Origin of the sequence: Runella rosea (assembly GCF_003325355.1) — a bacterium.
Classification (GTDB): domain Bacteria; phylum Bacteroidota; class Bacteroidia; order Cytophagales; family Spirosomataceae; genus Runella; species Runella rosea.
Map to the genome: position 1 here is coordinate 2,776,074 of NZ_CP030850.1, position 21,798 is coordinate 2,797,871.

At 45.1% G+C, this 21,798-nt stretch carries 16 protein-coding genes; 11 read left to right on the forward strand and 5 right to left on the reverse strand.

The window, feature by feature from the left end:
* Positions 1 to 173: 173 nt before the first annotated feature.
* From DR864_RS11720 to DR864_RS11730, 3 genes are all read left to right on the forward strand, one after another.
* Positions 174 to 1,691 (forward strand): peptide MFS transporter, encoded by a 1,518-nt coding sequence (locus tag DR864_RS11720; protein WP_114070247.1) that lies wholly within the window; start codon positions 174 to 176, stop codon positions 1,689 to 1,691.
* 31 nt (positions 1,692 to 1,722) lie between these two features.
* Entirely contained in the window at positions 1,723 to 2,301 is a 579-nt protein-coding gene (locus tag DR864_RS11725) for a 5-formyltetrahydrofolate cyclo-ligase (protein WP_114067152.1), read from the forward strand.
* Positions 2,302 to 2,632: 331 nt separating this feature from the next.
* The gene (locus DR864_RS11730) at positions 2,633 to 3,643 is read left to right on the forward strand and encodes an aspartate-semialdehyde dehydrogenase (protein ID WP_114067153.1); all 1,011 of its coding nucleotides are present in this window, start codon (positions 2,633 to 2,635) and stop codon (positions 3,641 to 3,643) included.
* A gap of 128 nt (positions 3,644 to 3,771) precedes the next feature.
* Here the strand turns inward: DR864_RS11730 and DR864_RS11735 are convergent, their stop codons facing one another.
* Complete coding sequence (locus DR864_RS11735) at positions 3,772 to 4,812, reverse strand: alpha/beta fold hydrolase (RefSeq protein ID WP_162793746.1); 1,041 nt, start codon at positions 4,810 to 4,812, stop codon at positions 3,772 to 3,774.
* Positions 4,813 to 5,188: 376 nt separating this feature from the next.
* On the opposite strand from DR864_RS11735, the gene DR864_RS11740 reads away from it, so the two are divergent.
* The 3 genes from DR864_RS11740 to DR864_RS11750 all read left to right on the forward strand — a co-directional run bounded on the left by DR864_RS11740 (position 5,189) and on the right by DR864_RS11750 (position 9,175).
* Positions 5,189 to 5,764: a Crp/Fnr family transcriptional regulator gene (locus tag DR864_RS11740; RefSeq protein ID WP_114067155.1), complete on the forward strand. Its 576-nt coding sequence runs from the start codon at positions 5,189 to 5,191 to the stop codon at positions 5,762 to 5,764.
* 51 nt (positions 5,765 to 5,815) lie between these two features.
* Positions 5,816 to 6,394 (forward strand): Crp/Fnr family transcriptional regulator, encoded by a 579-nt coding sequence (locus DR864_RS11745; RefSeq protein WP_114067156.1) that lies wholly within the window; start codon positions 5,816 to 5,818, stop codon positions 6,392 to 6,394.
* 228 nt (positions 6,395 to 6,622) lie between these two features.
* Complete coding sequence (locus DR864_RS11750) at positions 6,623 to 9,175, forward strand: M1 family metallopeptidase (protein ID WP_114067157.1); 2,553 nt, start codon at positions 6,623 to 6,625, stop codon at positions 9,173 to 9,175.
* A gap of 334 nt (positions 9,176 to 9,509) precedes the next feature.
* Here DR864_RS11750 and DR864_RS11755 read toward each other — a convergent pair whose 3' ends face one another.
* The 4 genes from DR864_RS11755 to DR864_RS11770 all read right to left on the reverse strand — a co-directional run bounded on the left by DR864_RS11755 (position 9,510) and on the right by DR864_RS11770 (position 15,633).
* Positions 9,510 to 10,883, reverse strand: a complete 1,374-nt coding sequence (locus tag DR864_RS11755; RefSeq protein WP_114067158.1) for an amidohydrolase family protein — start codon at positions 10,881 to 10,883, stop codon at positions 9,510 to 9,512.
* A gap of 776 nt (positions 10,884 to 11,659) precedes the next feature.
* On the reverse strand, positions 11,660 to 12,625 hold the full coding sequence (locus DR864_RS11760; protein WP_114067159.1) for a hypothetical protein: 966 nt from the start codon (positions 12,623 to 12,625) through the stop codon (positions 11,660 to 11,662).
* Positions 12,626 to 12,927: 302 nt separating this feature from the next.
* Positions 12,928 to 13,899 (reverse strand): glycosyltransferase family 2 protein, encoded by a 972-nt coding sequence (locus DR864_RS11765; protein ID WP_114070248.1) that lies wholly within the window; start codon positions 13,897 to 13,899, stop codon positions 12,928 to 12,930.
* 132 nt (positions 13,900 to 14,031) lie between these two features.
* On the reverse strand, positions 14,032 to 15,633 hold the full coding sequence (locus tag DR864_RS11770) for a sodium:solute symporter family protein (protein ID WP_114067160.1): 1,602 nt from the start codon (positions 15,631 to 15,633) through the stop codon (positions 14,032 to 14,034).
* 211 nt (positions 15,634 to 15,844) lie between these two features.
* Between DR864_RS11770 and DR864_RS11775 the strand changes: the two genes are divergently transcribed.
* From DR864_RS11775 to DR864_RS11795, 5 genes are all read left to right on the forward strand, one after another.
* Complete coding sequence (locus tag DR864_RS11775) at positions 15,845 to 16,669, forward strand: HpcH/HpaI aldolase family protein (protein WP_114067161.1); 825 nt, start codon at positions 15,845 to 15,847, stop codon at positions 16,667 to 16,669.
* 112 nt (positions 16,670 to 16,781) lie between these two features.
* A complete protein-coding gene (locus tag DR864_RS11780) occupies positions 16,782 to 17,762 on the forward strand; it encodes a Gfo/Idh/MocA family protein (RefSeq protein ID WP_114070249.1) in 981 nt (326 codons plus the stop codon).
* 13 nt (positions 17,763 to 17,775) lie between these two features.
* Complete coding sequence (gene pafA, locus DR864_RS11785) at positions 17,776 to 19,425, forward strand: alkaline phosphatase PafA (protein ID WP_114067162.1); 1,650 nt, start codon at positions 17,776 to 17,778, stop codon at positions 19,423 to 19,425.
* A 137-nt stretch (positions 19,426 to 19,562) separates the two neighbouring features.
* Positions 19,563 to 20,948: a purple acid phosphatase family protein gene (locus tag DR864_RS11790; RefSeq protein WP_114067163.1), complete on the forward strand. Its 1,386-nt coding sequence runs from the start codon at positions 19,563 to 19,565 to the stop codon at positions 20,946 to 20,948.
* A 248-nt stretch (positions 20,949 to 21,196) separates the two neighbouring features.
* Positions 21,197 to 21,784, forward strand: coding sequence for an FEKKY domain-containing protein (locus tag DR864_RS11795; RefSeq protein WP_162793748.1), 588 nt, complete (start codon positions 21,197 to 21,199; stop codon positions 21,782 to 21,784).
* Positions 21,785 to 21,798: the final 14 nt, after the last annotated feature.

Consider the following 21,798-nt stretch of genomic DNA (forward strand, 5'->3'; position numbering starts at 1 on the left):
TAAGTCGCTTTGAGGTATCGACAGAAGCTGAGAATGAGCTTAGTATATCCGAAAAAGTCCCCAATTTGAACATGTCTCACCAAGTCGATGGTGAGACATGTTACAAATTGGGCTTTTTTTTTACATTTGCACTCATCCGAACACTTTACAATCTAACTAAACCCAATCTTTTTATGTCAGATACTACTTCTTCTCGCCATCCTAATGGCCTTTATCTACTCTTTGCAACCGAAATGTGGGAGCGGTTTTCCTACTATGGTATGCGTGCCGTGCTGGTTCTTTATCTGACCAAAGCACTCTTTTTTGATAAAGCCATGGCTTCTAATATTTACGGAGGCTACGTAGGACTGGTCTATATGACACCTCTCATCGGCGGGTTTATTGCGGATCGCTATTGGGGCAACAGGCGTTCTATATTGACAGGCGGGATTTTGATGGCACTTGGACAATTTGTCTTGTTTATCTCGGCTTTGCTTCGTCCCGAAACTGCTGCCGAGACCATGAGCCCCATTGCAAGTTTGATGCTTTTTTTGGGGTTGGGATTGATGATTACAGGAAACGGTTTTTTCAAACCTAATATTTCCTCGATGGTGGGCTCGTTGTACGGCCCCGGCGACCGGCGACGCGATTCGGCCTACACCATTTTTTATATGGGTATCAATTTAGGGTCGTTTTTGGGTAACTTAATCACCAGCCTAGTGGGTGATACTGGCAATCCAGACGATTTTAAATGGGCGTTTTTGGCGTGTAGTGTGGCTATGTTGCTGGCTACCTTTACATTGTGGTGGGGGCAGAATAAATATTTGTATTCGTGGGACAGCCAACCCGTAGGTGCTACTCCCGCCGATTCTCCTGGTGTCACCAAAGTTTATTTCTGGTTGCCTGCCCTGTTGCTGGCTTCTCTGGGAATTATGTACGTAGATGCTTTTATTACCAATATTATCTTTCCGTTTTTAATCTTATCGGCATTGGTCATTGCGTATTTGGTATTTGCCGACAAGTCGCTGAGCCGCGTTGACCGTGAGAAAGTAGGCGTCATTTTTATTGTTTCTTTCTTCGTTATTTTCTTTTGGGCTACATTCGAACAAGCACCCGCTTCTTTAACCTTCTTTGCTGATGAACAAACCGAACGTGACCTTTTTGGATATACGGTCCCACCTAGTCTTTTTCAAAACCTCAACGGTTTTTTTATTGTAACCTGTGCCCCGTTGATGGCCTTTCTGTGGGGTTTTTTGGGGAAACGAAACGCCGAACCTTCTTCTCTCTTTAAGATGGCTATTGGTCTTTTCTTGGTAACGTTGGGCTACGTAGTCATTGAGATTCCGGTCAAGGACCTAGTGCCGGGCATCAAGGTAAGTATGTTTTACTTGGTAGCCTTGTATTTATTACATTCCATAGGTGAACTGTGTTTATCACCCATTGGCCTTTCTTTGGTTAATAAGCTCTCGCCCCCAAAATATGTATCCCTGATGATGGCAGTATGGTTTTTGGCCCCCGCTATTGCCAACAAAGCAGCGGGTATGATTTCGGCATTATATCCAGAACCTGGAAAAACGACGCATTTTTTGGGGATTGAAATTCATAATTTGTATGAGTTCTTTCTCATCAACGTAGGTCTTTCGGGAACGGCTTCGTTGGTACTATTTCTGTTGGCTGGCCGTCTTCGTAAACTTATGCACGGAGCCCAATAAGTCCTCTATCACACTTTTTTGCTTTATCAGAATGACTAAACAGGAGCTGCGCCGCCTTTTTTCTAATCGACGCCAAGCACTTACTCACGCTCAGGTGGCCGAGGGAAGTCAGGCCATTGCGCGGCTCTTTTTTTCTTTTTTTGCCATTGAAAACCTCAAGGCTATTCATATTTATCTTCCCATCCGCCGCCAAAATGAAGTAGATACGTTTCCCATCATTTACACAATTCAGGAGAAATACCTTCATAATCAGGTGGTTGTTCCCCGGGCATTGCCTGAAACGAGCGAAATGGAACATTACCAATGGCTCCCCGACATGAAACTCCAACTCAACAAATGGGGAATTTTAGAACCCGACCCCACCTGCAATTTGCAGTATGCCGTTACGGGTATTGATTTGGTCATTTTACCACTGTTGGCTTTTGACCGCAACGGTTACCGTGTAGGTTACGGCCGGGGTTTTTATGATCGTTTTTTGGCCCAATGCCGCCCCAATGTCATTAAAGTGGGCATTTCGTTGTTTGACCCTATCCTCAAAATCGACGACATTGATTCGTTTGATATCCAGATGGATTATTGCATTACCCCTACGCAAATTTGGCAGTGGTAACCCGCTACTTTTCCTCTCTGCGGCTTTGTGTGATTTATTGGAGAAGCATTTTTTCAAAATCTCCCCCTTCTTTTTACCATTTTGACAACCAACAAAGCCCTTTTTTGCAAAAAAGATATTTTTTTCTTGGTAAGTTTTAAAGTTTACCTTTATTTTGCACCCACATTTTTATCGTCACTGTGAACACAAAGAAATCTAAATAGACACGCGGAGCCTGATGGGATATTGACCCCACCATGCCAGCGTGTTTGTCCTGATTCTTAACCTTCACGGTGACGATTTTTTTATGTACCATTGTCAACTTTAATTTAACTCAAACAAAAGCAAACCAATGAAAATCGCAGTAGTAGGCGCTACCGGTTTGGTAGGCAGCGAAATCCTCAAAGTACTCGAAGAGCGCAACTTCCCCGTCACAGAATTAATCCCCGTCGCATCTGAAAGGTCGGTAGGTAAACAGGTGACATTCAAGGGTAAACAATACACCATCGTAAGCTTTGAAGATGCCATTGCTGCAAAACCTGCCATTGCTATCTTCTCAGCAGGCGGCGGCACCTCTTTGGAATTGGCTCCTAAATTTGCAGAAGCGGGCATTACGGTGGTCGATAACTCTTCGGCATGGCGCATGGATCCAACCAAGAAATTGGTCGTTCCCGAAATCAACGCGTACACCCTGACCAAAGAAGATAAAATCATTGCCAACCCTAACTGTTCGACCATTCAGATGGTGGTAGTGCTGAACCCATTACACAAGCGGTATGGCATCAAACGTGTGGTGGTTTCGACGTATCAGTCAGTAACTGGAACGGGCAAAGCGGCCGTAGATCAGTTGTTTGCCGAGCGTACAGGCGATACGAGCGTGGCGAAAGTGTACCCGCATCCTATCGACCTCAACGTATTGCCGCACATCGACGTATTTTTGGACAACGGCTATACCAAAGAGGAAATGAAAATGACCAATGAGACCAAAAAAATTATGATGGACGACAACATAGCCGTGACAGCTACCACGGTGCGCATCCCTACCATCGGCGGTCACTCAGAGGCAGTCAATATCGAATTTGAAAATGAGTTTGAACTGAGCGAGATTTATGAAATTTTGGGTCAGGCCGAAGGTGTTGTGATTCAGGATGACCCAAAAAATAAAATTTATCCGATGCCGCTCACGGCGCACGGAAAAGATGAAACGTTTGTTGGTCGTATCCGTCGCGATGAATCGCAACCCAAAACGCTCAATTTGTGGATTGTAGCCGATAACCTCCGCAAAGGTGCCGCTACCAATGCCGTACAGATTGCCGAATATTTGGTAAAACACAACTTGGTAGAAGAAGCCGAATTGGTATAGCACTATCGAATTTTGAGCAGAGGCGTCAGACGGTTTGGAACCGTCTGACGCCTTTTTTTGGGTCAACAAAATAAACGAACGGGTTGCGGAGAAGCCTATGGCAAACGGTTTGGCTGATCCTGTTTTTATTACTTCACTACTTTGTAAATCCTCACCAACTCAGCATTATAGCGTTGAGCTTCTTCCCAAGCGGGGTCGTGGCCTGAATTTTCGTAAAGAATAAATTCTTTTTTTGGAGCTTTCAATACGTCAAAATACTGCTTTGCCAAAGGTGTAGGATTGATATAATCGAACTTACCTGCAATGAAAAAAACGGGTATTTTTACTTCCGAAACCTGTTTTCTGAGGTCAAAATTGTTATAATCAGCGTCGTTTACGATGTGTTCGTTGGTAAAATTGGCACCTGTTAAATACGTTTCTTTTTCTTTGGCGGTGTATTCATCCGATTCCTGAAAATTGGCGTATAATTTCTCAATCGTAAACCCATCATACATTTTTCGGTTCAACTCTAAAAGAATGTATTTCTGTAATGAAAACGCCTCCGGAAAGGCATACATCGTTCTGAAATCACCCCCTTTTGGTTCACCGATAAATTCGAGTTGCTGAACAAGCGAATCAACCTTAAACTCTTTCGCCTTCGCGAGCGTATATTGATACGATTGCAGCTCGCCATCGGCTGCGGCCACTTCCTGCCCCGTACCCACAAAAGCACTGAAATGCTCGGGGTATTTCTGAACGGCGTACATTCCCAAGCGCGATCCCCACGAATGTCCCACCAAAAACAGTTTGCTTACGTTGAGTCTGTTTTTGAGATACTTAGCTAAAGTGTTTACGTCTTCAATGTAGTTACTTACTTTGATTTCAGCTTTCGGAAAGTTTTCAACGTACGATTTTCCCGCATTGCGTTGATCCCAATAGACCACCACAAAGTCTTTTTCGAGGTCTTTATTGTACTTTCTGAGTCCACCGAGCTCTGATACCCCAGGCCCGCCGTGCAAATGCAACAAAACTGGATTGCGGTCATTTTCACCCCGAATCATTACAAATTGTTTCGTACCGTTGATGTCCAAATACTTCGCCTCAGCAATACTTTGGGCAGCTTTGATGGTGTTTTCTTCGGCGCAGGCAAACAGCATTAGTGCTAGAATTACGGTTAATAGCTTTTTCATTTTTCTGGTAATTTTTGAGTGATTAAAAGTTCTAAATGGCTTTTCAATACGCTTTTCAGAATTTGATCCTGCAAAACTACCGGTCGTTTTTGTGGCGTTCATTGACTTTGGTTAAGAAGCAAAATTTGTTTTTCCACTTTCATTCCCTTTTTTACAGAAGTCAATGCAGATTTTTTGCGCCGTTCATTTGCATCTAACATTTGATATTATTTAAATGCCACCACTGACTTACTATGGTCCTAAAACGACAGACAGAGCAAAAGACGATTGGATAAACTATCTGCCTTTTGTCCTGATTATTACGGTTTTTAAATAAAATCCTGAAAAGAGCCCATCGTATGTATTTATCTTTAGGGAGTATTTTTTTGAAAATTTTATGCGACAAAAACTAATCAATTACTTCGCCGAAATATCCTCTCTGAGCCACGATGAACTGGCTGAAGTCATGGAACAGCTTGACTTTAGATCGTTTGAAAAAGGTACGGTTTTGATCCACGAGGGACAGGTTCACACCAAGTGTTACTACATTATTGAAGGGCTTGTAAGACAATACAGTTTGGAAGATGGCTTAGAGAAATCGATTGGTTTTTTTACTGAATATCAAACTGTTATGTCGATACCAAGCATCACTGAGCAAAAGCCCTCAAAATATTATTTTGTTTGTTTAGAGCCTGTTACCTGTATCGTAGGCGACCCCGCCGAAGAGCAAGAGATGTATGCCAAATATCCGAAATTAGAAACCCTTACTCGCTTTATGATAGAGCAGGATTTTGGACAAACCCAGGAAGATTTTGCCAATTTTGTAACGTCATCTCCCGAAAAACGCTATTTGAATTTACTGCAAAATCGCCCAGATTTGCTGCAAAGAGTGCCGCAGCATCAACTTGCGAGTTATCTGGGTATAAAGCCCGAGTCATTAAGTCGAATCAGAAAAAGGATTACTAAGAAGTAAGCACTTGATGTAAATGGAGTTTCAAACTGAAAACCACTGCTCAATAGATATATGAGAGAAAAAATCGTACACTATTTTTCTAAAATAACGCCGCTTTCGGAGGAAGAAGAAAGCGCCATTAAGAGCAGTGCCATGATAAAAAACTACGCAAAAGGCGCTGTTTTAGTACATGAGGGACAGTTTTCCAAAGAAACCTTTTTTGTACTTAAAGGACTCATCAGGCAGTATAATTTGGCAGAGGGAGAGGAAAAAACAACGGCATTCTTCACCGAAGAGCAATGGGTAATAGCACTCAACAATCTTGAGGGAGACAAACCCTCGGCCTATTATTGGGTTTGTGAAGAAGACTCAGTTTTGATGTTGGGCAATGATGATTCGGCTCAGAAAATATTCAATCAATTTCCTCGATTAGAGTCAATTGCTCGAAAAATAGTGGAAAACACCTTTGCCGAATATCAGCAAACGATCACGACTTACATGACCGATACACCAGAACGGCGATACTTACGGCTGTTGGAATCTCGCCCCGACCTCATTCAACGCATTCCGCAGTATCAATTAGCAAGCTACATCGGGGTAAAGCCCGAATCCTTGAGCAGAATCAGGAAGCGGCTGATGAAAAAGCCTTAATTTCTCTTCGCCATTTGAGCGTATAAACAAACATAACGAGGCCTTTAATGGTTTGGATGAGGGTCCCACCAGTGTACCGTTCAAACCGTCAGACGCCTTTTTTATTAAATTTATTTCGTGCTTCCCAATAGGTTTCCGAACTTTGCGTTATTTTCATTGCAACCCGCAAACGATTTTGCAGGTATTTGGTTTTGATTATCAAGATTATAAGCACAAAGGTTGAAGCTAATGGTAAAAAATCTTTCTATACTTTTCATTTTACTTTTTGTCACTCATCACTCGTTTGCCAAAGGTTATACTCCCACCGACACCCTTCGTAAAGCCCCCCTTTGGGCGGCAAAAAAAGGGCCGTACCGCCCCACCCGTGCGCTTAAAAATGACATTCTGCACACCCAATTAGAGATGCGCTTTGACTGGCTCCGTCAGCACGCACTTGGCTCGGCAACCATTACATTCAAGCCTTATTTTTATCCCCAAAAAACGCTAGAATTAGACGCAAAAGGCTTCGATATTAAAGGGATATTTCAGCTTGATACCCTCACAAGGATAGATTCAACGACCAAACAAGTCGTTACAGAATACATCAATGATCCCCTCGAATATACCTACGACAAACGTCTGCTTACCATCAAACTTCGGCGCACCTACAGCCGCTTTGATACGCTGCACGTATTGATTGACTACGTGGCAAAACCCAACGAACTGCCCGTCGGAGTAGCAGGGCCCAAAGGGGACAAAGGGCTTTATTTTATCAATGCCGACGGCATGGACGAAGGTAAACCGCAGCAAATCTGGACGCAGGGCGAAACAGAATATAACTCCTGCTGGATGCCGACGGTCGACAGCCCCAACGAAAAAATGACGCAAGATTTTCGATTGACCGTTGAAAATCGTTTTAAGACCCTTTCAAATGGCAAACTGGTCGAATCTCGCATCAATTCCGACAGTACCCGCACCGACCGCTGGGTACAGCGCTTGCCACACGCACCTTATCTGGCGGCTTTTGTGGTGGGAGATTTTGCGGTAGCACGCGATACTGTCCGCCCAGGGTTAGAACTGAGTTATTATGTAGAGCCTCAATACGCTCCTTATGCCAAAGCGATTTTTGGCCGAACGCGCGAAATGATTCAGTTCTTTGAAGAAAAATTTGGGGTGGAATTTCAGTGGGAAAAATATGCCCAAATCGCCGTTCGTGATTTTGTAGCGGGTGCCATGGAAAATACCTCCATGACCGTTCATGCAGAAAATGTACAGAACGATTCTCGTGCTCTGCTCGACGGCAACTCTGACGACGTGATTGCACACGAACTGATGCACCATTGGTTCGGCAATCTGGTCACCTGCGAATCGTGGGTGCATTTGCCACTCAATGAAGCCTACGCCAACTATTCAGAATACCTATGGAATGAACACAAAAAAGGCGCGGAAGAAGCCGATTTGTGGGGGCACGGCGAGTTGCAACAATACCTCGGCGAGTCGGAACAAAAGCAAGAACCGCTCATTCGGTACAACTATACTGATATGGAAGACATGTTTGACAATCACTCTTATGCCAAAGGCGGGCGAGTGTTGCACATGCTTCGCAAATACGTGGGCGACGAGGCTTTTTTTACCGCTTCTCGCAATTACCTCATCCGCCACGGATACGGAACCGCCGAAATCAACGACCTGCGCGAAGCCTTTGAAGACGTGACGGGGGAAGACCTAAACTGGTTTTTTAACCAGTGGTTTTTATCGCCGGGCCACGCCAACCTCAAGGTAGAGAAAACCTGGAATGATGGAAAAGTAACGCTGAAAGTAAGTCAATTGCAGGATTCGACCTATACCCCTATTTACCGCCTGCCACTCAAAGTAGATGTGTGGGTCAACGGCCAGAAAAATACCCACGAAATTGTGGTCAACCGGGCGCGTCAAACCTTTGAGTTTCCCGCCGCGCAACGCCCCGATTTAGTGGACTTTGACGTCGAAAAACAATTGTTGGGAGAAGTAGATTACGAAAAAACGAAGCCTGAATTGATTTTTCAGTACGGTCATTGCGACAAATATTTGGCGCGCTACGAAGCCATCACGCGCTTGGAAGGGCAGATGATTGACTCAACCGTGCGCCACGTGATGATGAGCGCCATGAACGATAAGTTCTGGAAGATTCGTCAATTGGCCATCTCTAATTTCTCCGAATACGACGGGCTACAATTCAACGAAGTAGAACGCATCATTCAAAGCAAAGCCCGCGTGGATGCCCACCCGCGCGTACGCATGGAGGCCGTGATTACACTTGGCTCGTTTGGCGATAATTCCAACGACCCACTCTTTCGCGAAGCACTCAACGACAGCTCATACCAAGTGGTTTCGGCGGCATTGGATGCGTACTTGATTGGCAAGCCTGATGATGCCGCCGACGTGGCACTTCGGTTCGAAAACGCTCCTAACAGCGAGATTGTGACCGCCGTGGCCAATTATTATGCTGGCTTGGCCAAACCCGACCAGTATGAGTGGTTCATGCAAAAAATGAGCAAGTTGAAATCGGCCGAGATTTATAATTTTTTACAGGTTTTCGGCAAATACCTCATTCGCTCCAATGCCGATGTGCAGCGCAAAGCCCTGCCCATGCTCGAAACCACGGCCCGCAATCACCCCGCCTATTTTGTGCGGTTCGGAGCCTATCAGGTGTTGGGATTATTGACCGACATCGAAGGGGTAAAAGCCATGCGCAAAGACATCCGCAACGCCGAGCGCGACCCGCAATTGAAGAATATGTACGGACAGGTAGGGGATTTTTGAGAAAATCACTTGGACATAATACACACAAAATCCCCACGTATGGCTCGCCAAGGTGGGGATTTTTATGCGGATACAAATTAGCCTACTATTGATTATTTAGCGATGTTAAAATACCAAATAAGCCTTCGTCTATGATTGTCATCTCTTCGACTGCTGGCCTTTCCAAGTAATCGAAAGTCAAAATTAATTGAAGTAAATTGTTTGGGTAAGTGCCTCTTAGTTTAAGCCTGGGTCAGACGGTAGTCAGACCGTACAGGCTCTTATGGTCTGACTACCGTCTGACCTAGGCTATGCGAGCTGAGCCGACTTGTATCCCCACTTCAATTCATTTAGTTTACTTTTTCTCTAACTTTTTCAGTTCCTTTTCGAGGTAGGCTTTTGAAAGCCAGTTTGTACCAATCATTACACCTTCAATCTGTCGGGTCTGATTGATGTCTTTCAGGGGATTGCCACTTAGCAGGACCAAATCCGATACATTTCCAGTCTTGATAATGCCCGAATCTGATTTGTTCAAATAAGAAGCTACATTGACAGTTCCAGTACGCAAAGTCTCATACGGCGTCAGTCCAGCATCCACGAGGTATTTCATTTCGTGGTGAATGGAAAAACCTGGTACATTGAATATTTGGGGAGCATCGGAACCTAACAAAATCTCCACCCCATTTTTCTGACATTCGTAGAGCAGCTTTCGGCGAATTTGTATCAGTTTTTCGGCTCGTTCTTTCGAGAAGTTAGGGTTGTTGTTATAGGTATTTTTCGTATTTGCCCAACTCTGCACCTGTTCGGGTTTCATGTACTTCATTTCTGGAGCAGTAGTAAACGCCTCCGCAGGAAGTGGCGACTGCCACCGCTCGGCCAACGCCTGCGTAGGCACAACCCGTATGTGGTTGTTGCGAAGGCCCTCCATTAGTTTTGGAATGAGAGAAGCGTCTGCCCGATCGGCAATCCAAGCCCCAAACAAACCCGCTTCTTGTTCGACCAGCGTATCAATTCCTGGGGTGAGGGCTTCAATAAAACCATCCAAATGATCAATGGTCGAATACTTTGCATCAATAGCCCGCCAAACGCCCACATTAAATGAAACGTGTCCCACAAATGGAATACCAACTTCCTTGGCAGTTTTAGCAATGGCAGGAAAAGTTTCTTTTGTGAGTCCTGGGTGTAATTTCAGAAAATCGTACCCAGCGGCTTTCTGCTCCCGTACCATTTCTGCACCTCGTTCGGCAGTTTTTACGGTCTGTCCGTTGAATGAGGGACCCGTTGTGTAAAAATGAGGCCCAAGAATACTTCCATCGTTGATTTTACTCCGTAACTCCAGGTGTTTTTGGTGACCGAGCATCCCTCGAATGGTGGTGATTCCATTCGCCAGATAAAGCATCAACACCTCTTTCATGGGTTCAAAATCGTCCGTTTGAGGAACGTGGGCGTGGATTTCAGCCCAACCGGGGGTTAGGTATTTTCCTTTTGCATCAATGACTAAGGCACCTTTACTGACTTTCACCTTTGCCGCGTCGCCCAATGCCGTAATTCGCCCATTTTTGATAATAACCGTTTGATTTTCCATGACCCGTTCTTGATCCATTGGGATGACGTTAACGGATTTGAAAACGATTTCGCGCTGACTATTATTGACCAGCTCTTGCGCCATAATTGTGGTGCAGGAAGCCAAAAGCGAGACAATAAACAGGAAAAGAAAGGAGGTTCGCATACAAGTAGATGGTTAGGATTTGTGCGTAGTAATGAAAATTCCTATTGGGGCGGGGCCATCTATCAAGGAATGATGCTCATTTCATGACTGATGCTATGGCAATTTGTTAAAAAAAGGACTGACATCAAAAAGCTCAACAAGATTCTTTGTGAGGTATTGGATATTCTTTCAAAATAGAGAGATTCGAGAGGCACTGATTTTTTACAAGCAAAGATTAACGAATAAAAAAGCGTCCAACTGGCACAAAGACCCATTGGACGCTTTTCTATAAATATATCTCAGGAAACTACACCCCTATCTTCTCCACCACCAAATAATGGGCCTACTTGACCGTGTGCTGTTTCACCATCATTTCTCCCAAAAAAGAGGGAAAACCCGATGATTATGGCCACTAAAGAAATCCGCTATGCCGAGCGCGACGCATAATTGAAGGATATGAGCCCTCGACCTCAAACAAAAGAAATTGCGTCGAATCCGATACCCGAACATCAAAATGACCTGTATTATCACTTATCCCAGTCTGTTTTTTACCTAATTTAGCAACGGCATAAACCACCCTCTTCTTTAAATCTTCTTTCGTCGTGTTGTCCTTACAACTACCATTGATTCGGATGGAATTATTGGCTTGTGAAACCTTTTGAAGATCATTGGCTTATAAGCAAAAAAGCAAGCTGAACAAGTAAGTGTACATAGCTGTTTAGTTTAGATAACAATTAACCTTCTTATTTAACAATTACAAATAACGATCAAGTACTTAGATAGCTATACCTATAGAATTAGTACCTGGCATTTTTGTAATCTTTCAAGTGTTCCTGTATAAACTCATTATAGTCCTTATCGGTACTTAAACGATAAAATTCATTTAAGTAAGGCTCATACAATGAAGTGTTAGCCCTGTAATTTGGCGTTATAGCAATTTGCTCATAAAGAATGTTCAGCAAAAGTTGTGAACGGGTGGCACCATAATAATTTTGCCTGATATATTTGAATAAGGCGCTAAATTCCATTGAATCGGGGAATGTATCCTTGCTGTAACAATTACACTCTGCCTGAACAAAAGTATATAAGGCAGGCAGTCTAAACATAGAGCCATAATTAAGTGAATCTCCCAACAAGTCATTTTTCATACTTTTGATTTCAAGAGGAAGATCCTTAAATGATTTATTTCGATGATGTAGCAAAGATGACATCCATTGATAATTACGCTCTTTTTGCAGATAAGCAATGTATTCCTCCGAGAGTTTATATTCGACTTGAGATTGCTTTATTATAGAGGTGACATTTTTTTGGATTGAATCCAAATTTTCTTGTACATCCTTCCAATATTTAAAGTTAACACTAAAAAAATAGGGTTCGGTAAAGGATTGGTGACTGGCAAATTGCTTCATCATTTGCCATTCTTTTGTGTTAGTACCCTCAAAAATCAATTTGCCCAGTGGATCAATTCTAACTCTGAGGGTATCTTTCGGAAATACGAAGACAGGAATCATTTTAGCCGGCTGCTCTTCAAACACTAGAACATTAGGAGATTTTCCTGATAAAATAACTGTATCAGATTTAAATTTTTCTTTTGCCTGTAAATGGTGGTGGTATTTACGGTTTGGATAAAGATATTTTGTTCTTTCATAAAAAAATAAGTTCTGAGAAGGAGCTAAATTGATAATGACTATACTATTTGACTGCCCAAAACAATAGGTCATTCCTAACCAAAGTAAACCAAAACTGTTTATTAATTTTTTCATAATTTGCCCTGTGTGGAAATAATATTGTGAGGCGGGTTTAGGTTTGATGTGCAATCTGGTATTAAGGATTAAGCAGGATGAAAACGAAGTATACATAGCTGTGATAGGTGTTTAACGATAACTATTTACAAATATAAAAGAAAGTTGAGTATATGAAAATGGATTGCAAATCAGTTTTTTTCCCTTTCCTATTATTGCCTTCAGCATTAATTTTAGACAAATCTCTCCAAAAAGGCACAAAAAAAGCGTCCAATCGGCACAAAGACCCAGTGGACGCTTTTCTATAAATATATCTCAGGAAACTACACCCCTATCTTCTCCACAACCAAATAATCGGCCTGCTTGACCGTGTGTTGTTTCACCATCATTTCCCCCAAAAATCCCGCTAAAAACAGCTGAAATCCGATGACGATGGCGACCAAGGCCATGTAAAACAGCGGATTTTCGGTCACATTGCGGAAAGGCGCGTGGGTAAAAATCAGGTAGAGTTTTTTGATAATCAACCCAAAAGTGATAACAAACCCCAGCAAAAATGAGAGCGTACCCCACAGCCCGAAAAAGTGCATGGGCGCTTTGCTAAAACGATGTACAAACGTGATAGAAAGCAAATCCAGAAAACCATTCACAAAGCGCTCCAGACCAAACTTGGTGCTGCCGTATTTGCGCGCCTGATGCTGCACTACTTTTTCACCAATCTTACGGAAACCATTCCACTTGGCAACCACTGGAATATAGCGGTGCATCTCGCCGTAAAGCGTGATGTTTTTGACCACGCGCTGCTTGTAGGCTTTCAGTCCGCAGTTAAAATCATGGAGATGGACCCCTGATATGCTGCGGGTTACGGCGTTAAACAACTTGGTGGGCAGGGTTTTTGAAATTGGATCATAGCGTTTTTGTTTCCAGCCCGACACCAAGTCAAAACCATCTTCGGTAATCATGCGGTACAACTCAGGGATTTCGTCGGGGCTGTCTTGCAAGTCGGCATCCATCGTAATAACCACACTGCCGCGCACAAGCTGAAAACCCGTTTGTAAGGCGGGGGTTTTACCATAATTTCGGTTGAAGCGCACTCCTTTGATATGCGGGTCGCTGACGGCCAGTTTCTGAATCACTTTCCAAGAATCATCGGTACTGCCGTCGTCGACCAACAGTACCTCATAACTGAACTGATGCTCTTCCATGACCCGCCCAATCCAAGCGGTCAATTCGGGTAACGATTCCTCCTCATTGAAGAGCGGAATAACGACTGATATATCAAGGGCTTCGCCGGGCATAGTATCCAAAATCAATTGCGTATCACGCAGCAAAGCTACAAATTCTTTTGGTGCTTCCATTGGATTTTGAGGATTAGGGTGTTGCATAAAATCCCAAATCAACAAACGTGCCAAAGCCCTTCAAAATTGCGATTACGCCCCAGTAACGGTCTGTTCTTCGGTCTTTTCGGGCACTTTACCCCGAATTTTTGTCAAAAGAATACCTACCAAAAAGATAGTAAGCGTGCCCACAACGATAATCATATTGGGATGAAACGCACTCCGTAAATACGCCAAAGAATCGGGAATTTGGGCTGAAAAAGTCATCCAGAGAATGACGAGCAAGCCAATCATGGTGGCCGTTAGGGCTTCCACGTTGCGGGTCTGCCGCGAGATGATTCCCAACAAAAACAGTCCCAACATACCGCCCGCAAAAATCCCCGAAAGCACCCACCATACATCCAAAATACTCTTGACGCCAATCATCGCAATGCCCGTAACCATGCCCATGAGTCCAAACACCGTGGTGGCAACGTATAATAATCTGAGTGACTGCTTATCGGTCAGATTTGACTTAATGTAGCGTTGGTAAATATCGACCGAAAACACCGTGGCCGAAGCGTTCATGCCCGAACTGATGGTGCTCATGGCCGCCGACAAAATCGCGGCTACAATCAGCCCCAACAAACCAGCCGGAACTTTGGTCACCATAAAGTGCGGCATCACCTTATCACCAAAATCGCTCGGCTTGAGCGTGGCGGCCAATTGTTGGATGGCTTCTTGCGTTCCACCGGGCAGCTTGTCGGCTGCCGCTTGCAATCTCACCGCTTCCATCATTTCTGGATTGGCTTGATAATACGCGTACAAAGCGGAGCCCAACACAAAGAATATCAACGAAATAGGTACGTATAAGTACACGCATAGCCACACCGACTTGGCTGCTTCTTTGATGGATGTGGTGGTATGGTAGCGCTGCACGTAGTTTTGGTCCATCCCGAAATTGTTCAGGTTCATGAAGAACCCATAAAGCAATATGACCCAAAAAGTAGGTTGGGAAAAGTCGGGCGCGTAGCTGCCCAGACTGAATTTATTGTCGGCCTGCCCAATATCGATGATTTTACCAACTCCTCCCGACATACCATCGACCACCAACCACAAAATAATGACCGCACCAGCTGTTTTGATTACGCCTTGCACTACTTCGGTCCAAATCACAGCTTCCATGCCTCCCATGACGGTATAAAGAATGATACAAATACCTACCACCACCATAATCGTGGCCATTGGGTAGCCCGTCAGGGCCTGTAGACTAAGGGCAATTCCGAAGAAAATGGAACCCATACGGGCCAGCTGCGTTAACAAAAAACACACTACCGCATAAGACCGTGCCCAAGGACCAAAACGATTTTCGAGGTTGGTATAGGCCGATACTTCGCCGGTATTGCGGTAAAAAGGAATGAAAAATTTAGTGGCTACCCACGCCGCCAAAGGCATCGAAAGGCTAAACACAAAGGAGTTCCAGTTGCTCCCGAAGGCTTTGCCAGGCACGCCCAAAAAGGTATTGCTGCTAAGAAAAGTCGCATAAATCGACATACCGATGGCCCAGCCTGGAATCTGCCCCGAGGCGGTAGTAAACTGCTCGGCGTTGTTGCTGCTTTCCCGGCTGTTTTTGCGGGAAAAATACACACCAACGCCCACCATTCCGGCTAAATACAATAAAATGATGGCGACATCAATAAGGGGAAGGTTCTTCATGATTTGGGTCTGAGTGCTAAAGCACGATTATTTGTTATTCGTTAATTGTATATCCGTCTAGTGGTGTTCCGAAAATCTGTTTTCTAGTCACGCAATCCTTAATACCTTTTTTTATTCGATTAAGACTATTTATAACTTAAAATACTGCATACAAGAAATAGCCTCATTCGCCCAAAGGCAAGTACTGTTTCTATCCAACTCAGGAAGACCCATGAGCACCTCAATTACTCCCACGCTACTCCAAAAATTAAAAAATGGTCAAAATGTGTACGGAACGTGCATTACGTCTACCGCACCCATGTGGCCCGCCGCCATCCAGCGCACGGGCGTTGATTTTGTGTTTATTGATACCGAGCACATCCCGCTCGACCGCGCCGAATTGGCCAAAATGTGTCAGATTTTCAGGGCATTGGGCATTACGCCCATCGTGCGGATTCCTGAGCCCAACCCTTTTTTAGCCTGTCAGGTGATTGACGGCGGCGCGTTGGGCGTCGTAGCGCCTTATTTAGAATCAACCGCCCAAATTCAGGAGTTGGTGGGAGCCGTTAAATTTCGACCACTCAAGGGAGAAAAATTACAGAATTACCTGACGGGTGTCGAAGAAATGACGCCTGAATTAAAACAATACATCTCCAACCACAACGCCGCCAATCTTTGCATCGCCAACATCGAGAGCGTGCCCGCGTTGGAGCGTCTAGACGAACTATTGTCGGTGCCTGGATTGGATGCGGTGTTTATCGGTCCGCACGATTTGTCGGTGAGTTTGGGCCTGCCTGAGGAGTATGACCATCCCGACTTTGAAGCGGCCGTCCGTAGCATTATTCACCAAACCCGCGCCAAAGGGCTTTCCATTGGCATTCACTTTTCGCTGGAGCCAGCGCGCCAAATCCAATGGATGAAAGAAGGAGCCAACATTGTGGTACACAGTTTTGACGTGGCGCTTTTCAGTCAACGATTACAACATGATTTGAGCATCATCAAACAGGCTGCTGGAGATAGCCCAAACGCTGATACTACCACCTCTCTGACGGTTTAAGAATTTACAAATGCATAAAAACAATTGTCCGAACTGGTAATCTTCCCTTTTTTTGACCTTTATGTAGTCGGCTAGGAATCTTAGAAGTTTAAACAAAATGGAGCATAAAAAAATGGAACAAATCAAATGGGGGATGATTGGCTGCGGTAACGTAACCGAAAAAAAGAGTGGCCCAGCATTTAGCAAAGTCCCCAATTCGTCATTGGTGGCCGTCATGGGCCGTAGCGCCGAAAAAGCCGCCGACTACGCCCAACGCCACGGCGTATCTAAGTGGTACACCAACGTTGATGAGTTAATCAACGACCCCGAGGTCAATGCCATCTACATCGCCACGCCGCCCGACGTGCACCTTGACTACGCCACCCGAGCCATGAAGGCGGGCAAAGCTGTGTACGTGGAAAAACCCATGGCACGCAACGCCGCTGAATGCGAGGCCATGAATCAGGTCAGTCGCGAAACGGGCGTGCCGCTTTTTGTGGCATATTACCGTCGTACGTTGCCTTATTTTGTAAAACTTAAAGAACTAATCGACCAAAAAGTTATCGGTGACATTCGGTTGGTAACGGTGCAAATCCATTATAATCCCTACGCCGAAGAAATAGGCGAAGACGCGCGCCCACGCTGGCGCGTAGACCCCGCTATTTCGGGCGGCGGTCACTTTCATGACTTAGCATCTCACCAGTTTGATTTTCTGGAATACGTGCTCGGCCCCGTAAAATTGGCGCAGGGAATTTCTCGCAATCAGGCGGGATTGTACGAAGCCGACGACATCACCGTCGCCAATTTTGAGTTTGAATCGGGTGTGTTGGGCACAGGAAGCTGGTGCTATACGCTCAACCCAGAGCAACGCATCGACGAGTCTCAACTCATTGGTTCTAAAGGAAAAATCACCTTTTCTTTTTTCGAACGGTTTACCATTAAAGTAGAAACCGCCGATGGCACCGACGAGTACTTGATTCCTTATCCTGAACACGTACAACAACCTTTGATCGAAACGATTGTGCAGCAATTGCGTGGTGAAGGCCAATGCCCAAGCACAGGCGAAACGGGCGCCCGCGCCAACGCCCTCATGGACCAAATTACGCATCAATAACCCACCATTCATTGTGAAAAAAAGGTATTTAATTACTGCGATTTTTCTGGCAAATGTCGCTCTTATGGCGCAGACGCAAAAAAAATCGCCACCAACTCCACCGTTGGCCCGGCCCAAACTGGTAGTGGGGATTGTGGTCGACCAGATGCGCTATGATTATTTGTATCGTTTTTACGACAAATACAGCGAAGGTGGATTTAAACGGCTACTCAACGGCGGGTTCAACTGCCGTAACAATCATTATCATTACGCCCTGACGGTGACAGCAGCGGGCCACGCGGCCATTTATACGGGCTCTATTCCGGCCATCAACGGCATTGTAGGCAATGACTGGTACGATACCTATACCGACAAAAGCGTGTATTGCGTCGAAGATACGACCGTTAAAATCGTGGGCAGTACCAATACTTCGGCGGGCAAGATGTCGCCGCGCAACCTGCTCACCAGCACCGTAACCGACCAACTACGGATTGCCAATAATTTCCGTTCTAAAACCATCGGCGTAGCCATCAAAGACCGAGGCTCTATTTTACCCGCTGGCCATACCGCCACGGGCGCGTATTGGTACGATTCCAAAACGGGCAACTGGGTCACGAGTACGTTTTATGCCAACGAGTTGCCCAAATGGGCGAGTGATTTTAATGCCCGAAAACTCCCCGCCGAATACACCAAAAACGGTTGGAAAACGCTTTTGCCCATTGAAAGCTACATCGAAAGTACACCCGACGACCAACCCTACGAAACCAAACTCGCGGGCGCGGCCAAACCCGTTTTTCCTTATGAGTTGGTCGGACAGGCAGGCAGTGCTTTTGGGGCCGTGACTTCTACGCCTTGGGGCAATACCATGACCAAAGACATGGCCATTGCGGCCCTAAAAGGCGAAAATCTCGGCAAAGGTAAAGACACGGACTTTTTGGCCATCAGCTTTTCCACCCCCGACCGCATCGGCCACGCGTTTGGGCCGAATTCCGTAGAGCAGGAAGATATTTACTTACGTCTTGACTTAGAATTTGCCGATTTGCTCTCGACGCTGGACGCGTGGGTGGGCAAGGATAACTACACCGTTTTTCTCAGCGCCGACCACGGAGCCATGGATGTGCCCGCGTTTTGGCAAGAGCATAAATTGCCCGCAGGTCTGATTGACGTGAATGTATTGTACGCTACCCTCAAGAAAGCGTTGAATGATACCTTTGGCGATGGAAAATACATTGTCGGTAGTGAAAACTACCAACTGTATTTTAACAAATCTTTGTTGAAAGAAAAGAAAATTTCGCAGGAAACCGCTTATCAAGTCGTGCGTGAAGCGCTGTTGCCGATGCCCGGCATTGCCGACGTAATTAACCTGAAAAGCCTTCATACTGCTGATTTGAATTCGTACCAGTTAGAACTTTATAAAAACAACGTCAACGTCAAACGCAGCGGCGATGTGCAGATTGTGGTGCAGTCGGGTTGGTTTGCGGGCGACGGCATCGGTACCGACCACGGCACCCCGCACAATTATGATACGCACGTCCCTTTTGTGCTCTATGGTTGGGGCGTGAAGCAGGGAGAAACCCTCCGCCGTACCACCATCGCCGATATTGCCCCCACCCTTTCGGCTTTGTTGCACATTTTGCCACCCAGCGGCAACGTCGGAAACCCCGTGATGGAAGCCCTTAGATGAAGCTTTATTAAAAATACCCGATTTGTGAATTAAGCATTTGATAATAAACGAAATTATAAAATCAGCGGCCTATAGAGTAAGTTTGACTTTTAAACCCATACGATTTCGTCTCCTCACGTTTCTAATAACCAACCCCTATGAAAAGTCTTTCTCTTTGTTTTATGCTTGCCTGCGGACTGATTGCTTTTGTCGGCAATGCCCAAACCCATAAGCCTTACACGCCTACGCGTTTTCCCGACCGCCTTATTTTGGGCTGGCAAGGCAATCCCGCCACTTCTCAATCCGTCAATTGGCGCACCGATTCATCGGTGGTGGGAGCCGTTGGGGCCATTCATGAAGCCGATGCGAGTCCTGATTTTGTCAAAAAAGCCACCATTGTTCCAGCGGTTACCGAAAAAGTACTCATTGAAGGAAAGCAGATTTTATACCATTCGGTCCACTTCAAAGACCTCAAACCCGATACCAAATACAGCTATCGCGTAGGTGCGGGTGACGAATGGAGTGAATGGTTTCATTTTAAAACCGCTAAAGACCAACCCGCTCCATTTTCGTTTTTCTACTTTGGCGATGCCCAAAACGACCTGCGTTCGCTGTGGTCACGGGCCATTCGCGGGGCGTATTCGGCCTTTCCTTCGGTGCAGTTTATGCTTCATGCGGGCGATTTAATCAATAACTCCAACGCCGATTGGCAATGGGGCGAGTGGTTTGAAGCAGGCGGCTGGATCACGGGTATGGTGCCGACCTTGGCCACGCCCGGCAATCACGAGTATTTTAAAGATGCCACCGGCAAAGCCCGCGTGTCGATGCACTGGCGGCCGTCGTTTGTCTTGCCCGAAAACGGCCCCGATAAACTGAAAGAGACCGCTTATTATTTTGATTACCAAGGCGTTCGCTTCATTTCGCTGGACTCGCAGGGAGCCTTATTGGATTCTACCGTAATGGACGCACAGGCCGAATGGCTGGTGGGCGTATTGAGCAATAACCCTAACAAATGGACCGTGGCGGTGCATCACCACCCCATTTATTCAACGGCCAACGGACGCAACAACGACGAATGGCGCGTGAAAATGGAGCCGATCTATAAAAAATACAACGTCGATCTGGTCTTGCAGGGCCACGACCACACCTACGGACGGGGGCTGAATATGCCTTTGGGACAGAGCCGCAAATACCCCGACGGACCCATTTACGTGGTATCGGTGAGCGGGCCTAAAATGTACACGATCGGTTTGCAGGATTGGATGGACCGCGCCGCTTCCAACACGCAGTTGTACCAGATCATTTCCGTGGATGGCAACAAGCTTTCTTACAAATCATACACCGTGACGGGTGAATTGTACGATGTGTTTGACTTAACCAAAAATGCCAAGGGCCGCAATACGCTCACCGACAAATCGCCTACCTTGGCTCCCGAGCGACTGGCCTTGCCGGAAACCTACCTCAACCGATTTACGCCCGAGCAAATCAAGGAATACGAAAACCGATTTAAGGAATACAAAGCGCGGAAAGAAGGCAAGAAGTAAGTTTTATTTATTCAAGGCAAAAGCAATTGGGTAGACCAATTGCTTTTGCCTTTTTCGTTTTTTACTTTCGTAAAATTACCAGAATAAGGCATTTAGAGCGTTCATCCGTTGAGTTCAGAGCGAGAAAGTTCGGTCATTCAAGGTTGATTTTGCGGAGGAAAAACAATAGAACGACAGCAAACGGTTATAAGCGATAAAAAACTACTAAGTAGCGTATATACAGATGTTGGCGGTAATCTTAAAAAAATATGCACAGACTATTAACCTTGATATTATTTTTGTTTTTCACCTCAACTTATGGACAAGCTGTACATACTAACTTGACAATTAGTGGTAATTTAAAAGTAATTTTTGGGTTAAGTTTACAAGTACCAAATGAAGCGACAATCGAACTTTTGCCAAACCTTAAAATAGTAACTACCGACAGTTTAGGACATTTTCAATTTGGTGGACTTTCAAGCGGTACTTATAAACTTCGTGTACTTGATTACAACTTTAAACCAGAGGAATTTAGTTTTGAACTGAAATCTGAATCAATAACGGAACTGAAAATTATTGTTAACGCTGACTGTGAAGTCAATAAGAAAGTTGCAGAATCTGACATCAAAAACGGTAAACCAAGATTACTTTTATGCGGTGGAATAGCCCCAGTATTTTATTCTGACCAGTCAAAAACTGAGAAAAAGTATAAATTTGAGTATTTTGATTTTGGTTGTGTTTCACCTCCGACAGAATGTATAATTAAGTATAACGAAGTGATTTTTGACTATTTTGACAAAAAATATGGACGACAATGGCGAGGACAAGTAAGAAAGGACATTGTTGGATTGAAATAAAGACTACCGCCAAC

Bases quoted from the DNA above. Each gene is read 5' to 3' on its own strand.
- DR864_RS11720 (WP_114070247.1), top strand. From the start codon at position 174: ATGTCAGATACTACTTCTTCTCGCCATCCTAATGGCCTTTATCTACTC.
- DR864_RS11725 (WP_114067152.1), top strand. From the start codon at position 1,723: ATGACTAAACAGGAGCTGCGCCGCCTTTTTTCTAATCGACGCCAAGCA.
- DR864_RS11730 (WP_114067153.1), top strand. From the start codon at position 2,633: ATGAAAATCGCAGTAGTAGGCGCTACCGGTTTGGTAGGCAGCGAAATC.
- DR864_RS11735 (WP_162793746.1), bottom strand. From the start codon at position 4,812: ATGAAAAAGCTATTAACCGTAATTCTAGCACTAATGCTGTTTGCCTGC.
- DR864_RS11740 (WP_114067155.1), top strand. From the start codon at position 5,189: ATGCGACAAAAACTAATCAATTACTTCGCCGAAATATCCTCTCTGAGC.
- DR864_RS11745 (WP_114067156.1), top strand. From the start codon at position 5,816: ATGAGAGAAAAAATCGTACACTATTTTTCTAAAATAACGCCGCTTTCG.
- DR864_RS11750 (WP_114067157.1), top strand. From the start codon at position 6,623: ATGGTAAAAAATCTTTCTATACTTTTCATTTTACTTTTTGTCACTCAT.
- DR864_RS11755 (WP_114067158.1), bottom strand. From the start codon at position 10,883: ATGCGAACCTCCTTTCTTTTCCTGTTTATTGTCTCGCTTTTGGCTTCC.
- DR864_RS11760 (WP_114067159.1), bottom strand. From the start codon at position 12,625: ATGAAAAAATTAATAAACAGTTTTGGTTTACTTTGGTTAGGAATGACC.
- DR864_RS11765 (WP_114070248.1), bottom strand. From the start codon at position 13,899: ATGCCCGGCGAAGCCCTTGATATATCAGTCGTTATTCCGCTCTTCAAT.
- DR864_RS11770 (WP_114067160.1), bottom strand. From the start codon at position 15,633: ATGAAGAACCTTCCCCTTATTGATGTCGCCATCATTTTATTGTATTTA.
- DR864_RS11775 (WP_114067161.1), top strand. From the start codon at position 15,845: ATGAGCACCTCAATTACTCCCACGCTACTCCAAAAATTAAAAAATGGT.
- DR864_RS11780 (WP_114070249.1), top strand. From the start codon at position 16,782: ATGGAACAAATCAAATGGGGGATGATTGGCTGCGGTAACGTAACCGAA.
- DR864_RS11790 (WP_114067163.1), top strand. From the start codon at position 19,563: ATGAAAAGTCTTTCTCTTTGTTTTATGCTTGCCTGCGGACTGATTGCT.
- DR864_RS11795 (WP_162793748.1), top strand. From the start codon at position 21,197: ATGCACAGACTATTAACCTTGATATTATTTTTGTTTTTCACCTCAACT.